Below are 9,500 nucleotides of genomic sequence, written 5' to 3' on the forward strand. Positions count from 1 at the left end.
GTTTCGTGCCGCAGTAGCGTCCCAGGTCAGGACGAGGGGCACATGTCGGGCGTGCGGCGAGTCGCACGGCGCCGCGGCATAACCTCCCCGTCATCCGCCTCCGCGTCGCGCGCGAGTGCCCGTAGACTCCATCCCGACGGTCCGCCGCGGCGGGCCCGGCACGGTGCGGTAACAGGAGGGAAGCGTCTCGTGAGCAGCAGGCCATCCCGAGGCGCTGCTCGCCTCGCAGCCATACTCGACGCCCTCCCCGACGCGCTGTTGCTCGTCAACTGCAACGGCACCGTCGTCAACGCCAACACCATCGCGCTGGAGACCTTCGAGGCGCCGGGCACGGCCCTGGTCGGGCGCGGTCTGCTGGACCTGCTGCCGGACTTCGACTCCAAGCGGATCCCGGGCTCGATGCGGCGCCGGGACGAGGAGGTCGCGGGGCAGCGGACGAAGCCGACGCGGATGGTCGCGCGGCGGACGGACGGCACCGAGATGCTGGTCGAGGTGACCAGCGCGAACCTGGAGGACGGCCGGACCCCGTACGAGTCCGCCTTCGAGGCCGCATACGCCGATCACCGCAACGGCTACACCGGCGACGAGCTGCTGATGCTCGTCGTACGGGACCTGAGCGGCACGCTGGACACCGAGGCCGAGCTGGCCCGCCAGCAGCGGCAGACCGAGATGATCCTGCGGGCCGCGGCCGAGGGTGTGGTCGGGGTCGATTCCGAGGGCAAGGTCGTCCTGGTCAACCCGTCCGCGGCGCAGATCCTCGGGTACCGGGCGAGTGAGCTGGGCGGGAAGGAGCTGCATCCGCTCATCCATCACTCGCGGGCGGACGGGGCGGCGCTGCCCTGGGAGGACACGCCGCTGGCCGACACGCTCAAGTCGGGGCGCAAGCACCGGGTCCGCGGGCAGGTGCTGTGGTCGAAGGACGGGCGTGCGGTGGCCGTGGACCTGACCACGGCGCCGGTGCGGGACGGCGATCAGCTGGTCGGCGCGGTGATGACCTTCACCGACCGGCGGGCCCTCGACGCGCTGGCGGCCCGGCACGCCCAGCTGCTGGCCGTTCTGGAGCAGGCGCTGCGCGGTCCGCTGGAGGAGCTGAAGGGCGAGCTGGGCACGCTGGCGTCCGATCCGGCCGGTCAGTTGTGGCCGGAGGCGAACCAGATCCTGCACCACCTCGCGGCCGGCCACGCCCGGATGACGACGCTGGTGGACAACGTCCTGAGCTACCAGCGGCTGGACGCCGGCAAGGAGAAGCTGAACCGCGCGAAGGTCTCGCTGGACGGTGTGGTCGCCGCGGGCGTGGAGGGCGCGATCGAGCTGATCGGGCCGGGCCGGGCGCAGTTCGCGGTGCACGCCCCGCCGATAGAGGCGGTGGTGGACGCGGAGCGGATCGCGCAGGCGCTGTCGCATCTGATCGCGGATGTGGCGGGCGTGGATTCGACCGGGCGGATGCCGGTCGGTGACGGCGCCCTGGGGGCCGGCGGGCGTGCCGCGATTCCCGGGGACTCGACGATCGTGGTGGCGGCGGCCAAGCGCGGCGAGGTCGTACGGATCGAGGTGCGCGGGCCGTTCGGCGGCGGTGACCCGGTGCACGAGCCGCTGGTCCGCGGGATCGTGCGGCAGCACGGCGGGCTGCTGCAGACCCATGAGGTGCCGGGCAGCGGGCCCGGTGCGGGCGGCAGCGCCTATGTGCTGGAGCTGCCGGTGGGGATCGACGGCGCGGACGGCGCGGAGTCGGCGGACGATGACGCGGAGGCCGGGACGACGGAGGTGCCGGTCGGCAACGAGACGACGGTGATGCCGGTCCCGACCGCGCGGGCCCGGGGGACGCAGGGCGACGCGGCGGAGGCGGGCAGCACGGGCCAGGGGCCCGCGGTGGGTGACGGCGGTACCGACGGGGCCGGTGAGTCCCTCGGTGCCGGTGTGGAGCAGGGTGCGGCGGTGCCGGCGCAGGCCGGTGGCGCGTCGCCGACCGGACGCCGGCGGGCCCGGCGCCCCGGTGGGGAGCAGGGCGCGCCCGAGCATGCGCCGGGCGAGCCGGCGGCTGTCGAGGGCGAGGGCCCGGGGCTGCCGCCGGGTATGGCGGGTGCCGAGGCCGTGCCTCCTACGGGGCGCCGGCGGGCGCGGCAGGGTGCCACGGAGGGCGCCGGGCTGCCCGCGCTGCCCTCGGGTGCGGCCCCGTCCACCGGTCAGCAGCCGGGACCGGCACCGGCCGCCGGAGCGGGCCGGGGCGAGGCCACCACCGGGCCGGTCGCCGCGGCCGGGCCGTCGACGGGCCCCGTGCCCGTACGTCCGCAGATTCCGGGCCAGGCCCCCGCGCCCGCCCAGCCGCAGGGGCTGGGTCCCGTCCAGCCCGCCGGCCGGCGGGCCCGCCGGGCGCTGGCCGAGGCGCCGGAGCGCGCCGCGCAGGGCGAGCGGGACCGGGCGCCGGCCGCCACCGGTGCCGCGCAGCAGGCCGGGCAGCGGACGGCGTTCGCGCTGCCGCCGGCCGCGGCGGACCGGGCCCCGCAGCCGGCGCCGTCGGGGCTGCCCGCACTGCCCGCGGTCGCCGATCAGGTGCCCGCGCAGGCGGCCGGCCCGCAGGAGGCCGGCGGTACGGGCCGGCGCCGGGCGCGTCGGCCGGTGGCCGGCGGTCCGGAGGCCACGCCGCCCGCCGGGCAGCCCGGGTACGCCCTGGAGGCTGCCGCCGGGAACGCCGACCCGGCCGGGATGCAAGGCGATTGGGACGAGCCGACCGGCCGACGCCGGGCCCGCCGGGCGGCGGCCGAGGAGCGTGCGGCGGCCGCGATGGCCGACTCCGAGTCGTCCGGGACGTTCGTGGCCGGGCCGGAGGGGCTGGTGGCGCAGCCCGCCGGTTCCGACGGTTCGGCGGAGCCGGCCGGTCCGGGGGGTGCGACGGGGGCCGGGACCGGTCCGGCGCCCGGTGCCGCGCCGGTGCCGGGCGGGGACGCGCCTGCCGGGTCCGAGGTGCCGCCCGCGCCGACCGGACGCCGTCGTGGCCGCCCCAGCCCCGCCGAGGAGGCGCCCGTGGCGCCCGTACCGGCGCAGGGCGGGCCGGGCGGCCACCCGCACCGTCAGCCGCTCCCGCCGGGCTCCGAGGACGAGGCGGCGGCCCAGGGCCGGGCGTTCAGCGTGCGCACGCTCGGGCAGGGCGTGCCGTTCGCCCAGCAGATCGCCGGGCAGCAGCGGCCGTTGCCACCCGGCAGCACTCCGCCCGGTGGCACGTCCGCGGGTTCGGGCCGGCGCCGTAAGCTCGCCGCGCGGCCGCAGGACGGTGAGCGCGCGGCGGCCGCCGGGCCCGTACCGGACGGGGCCGGGCCGCGTCCCGGTCCGCAGCCGGCCGCGCCGCAGGACCGTGCGCCGGCGGCGGGTCAGCCCGGTCCGGCGCCCGCGGCGCAGCCGCAGCCGCATCTGATGGACGCCAGCGAGGGGCGGGCCTTCGCGATCTCCGCGCCCGACGAGGGCAGCGAGGGTCCGGAGCCGCTGGACGGACCGAACGGCGCCATAGAGGTGATGGACCGTCAGCCCATGCCGATGGACGACGAGCTGCCGCCGGAGCCGCTGGACAATCCACGCCGGCTGCTGGTCTGGCCGGCGCCGGACGTCGCCACCCAGCAGGCGCTCAGCGACCGCGGCTACCGCCCGGTGATCGTCAACTCCCGTGAGGAGGTCGACGCGCAGATCGCCGCGTACCCCGCGGCGCTCTTCGTCGACCCGCTGACCGGGCCGATCACCCGTACCGCGCTGCAGTCGCTGCGGCAGGCGGCGGGCGCGGCCCAGGTGCCGGTGCTGGTGACCGCCGGTCTGGGGCAGGCGACCCGGGAGGCCGCCTACGGGGCGGACCCGGCGGTGCTGCTCAAGGCGCTGGCGCCGCGGGACGGCGAGAACCACCCACCGCGGGTGCTGCTGATCGAGCAGAACGACGCCATCGCCGGGGCGCTGATCGCGTCGCTGGAGCGGCGCGGGATGCAGGTCGCGCGAGCCGGCGCGGACGCCGACGCGGTGACCCTGGCGACGCAGATGCGCCCGAACCTCGTCGTGATGGACCTGATGCAGGTGCGTCGCCGGCGGGCCGGGATCGTCGACTGGCTGCGCGCGAACGGGCTGCTCGACCACACCCCGCTGGTCGTCTACACCTCCGCCGACCTGGATCCGGCGCAGCTGCCGCTGTTGGCGGCCGGTGAGACGGTGCTCTTCCTGGCGGAGCGTTCGACGAGCGCCGAGGTGCAGTCCCGGATCGTCGATCTGCTGGCCAAGATCGGTACCAACTAGTCGCAGGCGGTACCGGGCGCCCGATGGTCGGGCGCCCGGTGGGGCCGGTCAGGCCAGCAGGGTCACGTCCAGCTCGCCGTCCGCGTACTGCCGCCGCAGCACCTTCTTGTCGAACTTGCCCACGCTGGTCTTGGGCACCGCCGGGATCACCGCCCAGCGCTCCGGCAGCTGCCAGCGGGCGATCCGTTCGCCGAGGAACGCCTTGAGGTCCTCGTAGCCGATGGTGGCGCCCTGGTTCAGGACGACGGTGGCCAGCGGCCGCTCGCCCCACTTGTCGTCCGGTACGGCGACCACCGCGGCCTCCGTGACGTCCGGGTGTGCCATCAGGTGGTTCTCCAGCTCGACCGAGGAGATCCATTCGCCGCCGGACTTGATGACGTCCTTGGCGCGGTCGGTCAGGGTCAGGTAGCCGTCCGGGGTGAGGGTGCCGACGTCACCGGTGCGCAGCCAGCCGTCGGGGCTGAACTTGTCGTCGGGGCGCAGCGGTTCGCCCTGGGCGCCGCCGTAGTAGGCGCCGGCGATCCACGGGCCGCGGACCTCCAGCTCGCCCGCCGCGGTGCCGTCGTGCGGCAGCTGCGCGCCGTCCGGGCCGATCAGCCGGGCCTCGACGGAGGCGGGGAAGCGGCCCTGGGTGGCGCGGTAGGCCCACTCCTCCTCGCCGCTCACCCCGGCCGGCGGGTGCGAGACGGAGCCGAGCGGCGAGGTCTCGGTCATGCCCCAGGCGTGGACGACGCGGATGCCGTGCCGGTCCTCGAACCCGCGCATCAGGGCGGGCGGGCAGGCGGAGCCGCCGATGACGACGGTCCGCAGGCAGGCGACGTCCCTCTTGTGGGCGTCGAGTTCGGCCAGCAGGCCCTGCCAGATGGTGGGGACCGCGGCACCGATGGTGGGCCGTACGGTCTCGATCATCTCGGCGAGCGGGGCGGGCTGCAGGAAGCGGTCCGGCATCAGCAGCGAGGCGCCGGCCATGAAGGCGGCGTGCGGCAGGCCCCAGGCGTTGACGTGGAACATCGGCACGACGGGCAGGGTGATGTCGCGCGTCGAGAGCGCGAACGCCTCGGCGGTGTTGACCTGGAGCGAGTGCAGGTAGAGCGAACGGTGGCTGTAGAGCACGCCCTTGGGGTCGCCGGTGGTGCCGGAGGTGTAACAGAGGGCCGCGGCGTCCCGTTCGTCGAGCTCCGGCCAGTCGTACGTCTCCGGGCGGTCGGCGATGAGCTCCTCGTAGTCGTGCACCCGGGCCCGCGCGCCGTCCAGGACGGACCGGTCGCCGGGGCCGACGACCACGATGTGCCGGAGGGTCTCCAGCTGGGGCAGCAGCGGGGCGAGCAGCGGCAGCAGGCTGCCGTTGACGAGGACGACCCGGTCCTCGGCGTGGTTGATGATCCACACCAGCTGCTCGGCGGGCAGCCGCAGGTTGAGGGTGTGCAGCACCGCCCCCATGGAGGGGATGGCGAGGTACGCCTCCATGTGTTCGGCGTTGTTCCACATCAGCGTGCCGACCCGGTCCTCGTCGGACACGGACAGTTCGTCGCGCAGCGCGTGGGCCAGCTGGGCGGCCCGGCGGCCGATCTCGGCGAAGCTGCGGCGGTGCGGCTCGCCGCCCGTCCAGGTGGTCACCTGGGACTGACCGTGGACCGTGGATCCGTGGGTCAGAATCCGTGAGATCAGCAGCGGTACGTCCTGCATCGTGCTGTACACCAGGGGCCTCCCAAGCAGCGGCCGTTACGCGAGGGTAATTTCCTGGTGATTGTGCTGGCATACCATGCGGTATGTCACTAGCCGGCGGCCACGAGACTGATTTCTTCCTTCTGTTCGGTTGCCTGCGTTCGGGTTCGGTCACCTGCGGACGGGGTTCGGTCACCGGCGGCCGGCCGGGGCACGAGACCGGTGTTCACCCACAGGGATGGCCCGCCGGGCGGGTTGCTTGTGTGGCGCCGGGGCGGGCCGCACGCTGGCGGGCAACCGGTCACCTCTGCTCACTGGAGCCCTCATGCGCCCCCACCTCCGCCGTTGCCTCCTCCTCGCCGCCCTCGGCGGTGTCAGCGTGCTGGCGGCCGGTGCCGCCCAGGCGGCGCCGCGGACCACCGACGTCCTGCGGCCGGCCGACGGCGGAGCGGCGGCGAAGCACCGGCTGTACGGCGGGCAGTTCGACCCGGTCGTCGGACACGGCGGAGGGGTCGTCGCGGGCGGCGGGGAGCTGCTGGTCAGCCGGGCCGGCGGGGCCTGAGCCGAGCCACCGGGCCGGCCGCGCCGCCCCCGGCCTCAGGCCCGTGGCTCGACCGTCGGCAGCAGCGCCTGGAGGACCAGCACGGACAGATCGTCCTCCACCGGGCCGGTGCCGAAGTCGTGGGCGGCCCGCCGTACGTGCTCGGCCAGCGCCTTGGCGCCCAGCCCGAGGCCGTCCCGGAGCACCTCGATCAGACCGTCGTTGTCGTCCAACTGCCAGTTGCCGCACCGCCGTTCGGTGACCCCGTCGGTGACGCAGAGCAGGGTCTCGCCGGGCCGCAGATCGAAGGAGCTGGCCTGGTACTCGGTGCCCTCGTCGATGCCGAGCAGCATCTGCGGTTCGGAGGCCGGCTCGACGGTGCCGTCGACGAACATGTGCAGCGGCGGTGGATGCCCGGCGCTGGCGACCGTACAGCGGGCGCCGGGCACGCCGGGGTCGACCTCCAGCTCGCCGTACAGCAGGCTCAAAAAGCGGGCGCCGGCCTGCTCGCCGCCCATCTCCAGCGCCTCGGCCGTCTCCTCGGCCATGGCGAGGTTCAGCCGGCCGAGGACGGATTCCACGCCGTGTCCCTCGCGGGCCAGCAGCCGGACGAGGTGCCGGGCCAGTCCGGTGACCGACATCGCCTCGGGGTCCTTGCCCTGGACGTCGCCGAGCAGGAAGCACCAGCGGCGGACGCCCATGGGGAAGACGTCGTAGAAGTCGCCGCCGACGGTCTGTCCCTCGCCGTGCGGCTCGTAGACGATCGCGGTGTCCACGCCCTTGATGCTGGCCAGTGAGGCGGGCAGCTGGCGGCGCTGGAGGGCCAGGCTGATGGTGGTCTGCCGGGTGTACTGACGGGCGGTGTGGACGGCCTGGGCGACCCGCCGCGCGACGTCCTCCACCATCCGCACCACGGTGTCGGTCATCCGCAGCTGTCCGGCCCGGCCGAGCAGCAGGACGCCCTGATCGGTGTCGCGGGCGGTGAGCGGGAAGGCGAGCGCCGAGCCGCCCGCCGGGGACGCGCCGGCGTGTTCCGGCCAGGGCCAGGGGGTGCCGCCGGTGCGGAACATCTCACGGGGCGGGTCGCGCTCCAGGTCGGCGCGGAGTGGGGCGATGCGCCGCTCGTCGACGTGCCAGACGCGGGACAGCTGCCGTCCGCCGCCCTCGGTGCTCAGCCAGATGGCGCACCAGTCGGCGAGCCGGGGGACCAGCAGCTGGGCGGCGAGCGCGGTGACCATGTCCTGGTCGAGCTGGCCGGCCAGCAGCTCGCTGGTCTCGGCGAGGAAGGACGGGCCGCCGCGGTCGGCCCATTCGGCGGCGTGCGCGGCGGGAGGCCCTCCGGCCACCGGCCGGCCGGGGCCGGCCTGGGGCTCGGCGCGGTCCTCCGCGGCCGGGAGCTGGGACGGGCTGACCGGTTCGCCCTCGGTGGCCTCCAGCCGGAACCAGACCGTCTTGACCGACCTGCGGTAGGTGACGCCCCAGGCCTCCGACAGCGCGCTGACCAGCTGGAGGCCGTAGCCGGGCTCTCCCGTGCGGGCGTCCACCCCGCCGCGTACGCCCCGGGCCGGGTGGCGGTCGGAGACCTCCAGGACCACGCCCACCGTCGCCGGGCCGCTCCCTGTTCCGGGGTCGGGCGGCGGGCCGTGTTCCAGGCGGCAGGTCACGTCGATGTCGGTGCCGGCGTACATCACGGCGTTGGTGACCAGCTCGCTGGTGAGCAGTACCGCGGTGTAGATGAGTTCGGAGCTGATCGCCGGGGCTCCCGGTCCGGCGGTGGCGGGCGGTGCGGCGGCCCGTTCGGTGAGCAGCGCGCGGACGAATTTGCGCGCACCGGAAGCCGCGAGCTGGTTGGCCGGCAGACCCTTCCGGGACACGGTTTCCGTCGCGTACGGGCTGGACAGCGCTGCCACTGCGGGCCCCTGATAAACCGGGAGAATGTGATTACAAGCGCTTTATACTATGTCATACCCGCCCCAAAAGGATCTCTCCGCGGGAATGTGTCTCTCCACAACGATCATTGGGGGGAGGGTGCGTCATGGCTTCTGACCCGCCCCAGCCGGACGGCAACGGCCAGTGGGTGCGCACGAGCGAACTGCGGCCGCTGCTCGCGGCGATGAACGCGCTGCGCGACGGGGACTTCACCAGCCGGGTGGAGATCCCGGACGGCCCCGCCGGGGACGGCGTCCTGGCGGACCTGGTCGGCGCCCTCAACCAGATCGTGGCCCGTAACGCCCATCTGTCCTCCGAGCTCCAACGGGTGCGCGGGGAAATCATCCGGCAGGGCCGGCTGGACGAACGGATCTCCGCCAGCCCCGGCCAGGGCGCCTGGACGACCAGCATCGAGGCGGCCAACACCGTGCTGGACGCGCTGGTGGTCCCGCTGGCCAAGGCCACCCGGGTGCTGGACGCGGTGGCCGACGGCGATCTGACCCAGCACGTCGAGCTGCACGACGGCAGCCGGGAGCTACGCGGCGATCTGCGCCGTCTGGGCAGCGGGGTCAACCGCATGGTCGACCAGCTCTCCCTGTTCACCGGCGAGGTCACCCGGGTGGCCCGTGAGGTCGGCACCGAAGGCCGGCTCGGCGGCCGGGCCCGGGTCCAGGGGCTGTCCGGCGACTGGCTGCACGTGACCGAGGCGGTCAACACCATGGCGTCGCGGCTGACCGCGCAGGTCCGGGACATCGCGGTGGTCACCACGGCGGTGGCGCGCGGCGACCTGACCCAGCAGGTGACGGTCGAGGCCACCGGCGAGCTGCTGGAGCTGAAGCTGACCGTCAACAAGATGGTGGACCAGCTGCGGGCCTTCGCCGACGAGGTGACCCGGGTGGCCCGCGAGGTCGGGACCGAGGGCCAGCTGGGCGGCCGCGCCCAGGTCAGGGGCGTGTCCGGGGTCTGGAAGGACCTCACCGACAACGTCAACTTCATGGCGTCCAACCTGACCTGGCAGGTCCGCAACATCGCGCAGGTGACCACGGCCGTCGCCAACGGTGACCTGAGCCAGAAGATCACCGTGGATGCGCGCGGCGAG

5 protein-coding genes are annotated in these 9,500 nt (G+C 74.8%); 3 read left to right on the plus strand and 2 right to left on the minus strand.

From position 1 onward, the window contains the following. Window positions 1-189 precede the first annotated feature (189 nt). On the plus strand, window positions 190-4,266 hold the full coding sequence (locus ACGF4C_RS01630) for a PAS domain-containing protein (protein WP_393562391.1): 4,077 nt from the start codon (window positions 190-192) through the stop codon (window positions 4,264-4,266). A 48-nt stretch (window positions 4,267-4,314) separates the two neighbouring features. On the opposite strand, the gene ACGF4C_RS01635 is transcribed toward ACGF4C_RS01630, so the two are convergent. After that, window positions 4,315-5,964, minus strand: coding sequence for a long-chain fatty acid--CoA ligase (locus tag ACGF4C_RS01635; protein ID WP_393562392.1), 1,650 nt, complete (start codon window positions 5,962-5,964; stop codon window positions 4,315-4,317). 292 nt (window positions 5,965-6,256) lie between these two features. On the opposite strand from ACGF4C_RS01635, the gene ACGF4C_RS01640 reads away from it, so the two are divergent. Further along, window positions 6,257-6,493 (plus strand): hypothetical protein, encoded by a 237-nt coding sequence (locus ACGF4C_RS01640; protein WP_393562394.1) that lies wholly within the window; start codon window positions 6,257-6,259, stop codon window positions 6,491-6,493. A gap of 35 nt (window positions 6,494-6,528) precedes the next feature. Here the strand turns inward: ACGF4C_RS01640 and ACGF4C_RS01645 are convergent, their stop codons facing one another. Further along, a complete protein-coding gene (locus ACGF4C_RS01645) occupies window positions 6,529-8,382 on the minus strand; it encodes a SpoIIE family protein phosphatase (protein WP_393562396.1) in 1,854 nt (617 codons plus the stop codon). Between the two features lie 125 nt (window positions 8,383-8,507). On the opposite strand from ACGF4C_RS01645, the gene ACGF4C_RS01650 reads away from it, so the two are divergent. Then, window positions 8,508-9,500 (plus strand): HAMP domain-containing protein (locus ACGF4C_RS01650; RefSeq protein ID WP_393562397.1); only part of this gene is annotated, 993 nt, incomplete at its 3' end.

The organism is Streptomyces sp. NPDC048197, from assembly GCF_043202395.1.
GTDB classification, from domain to species: Bacteria; Actinomycetota; Actinomycetes; order Streptomycetales; family Streptomycetaceae; genus Streptomyces; species Streptomyces siderophoricus.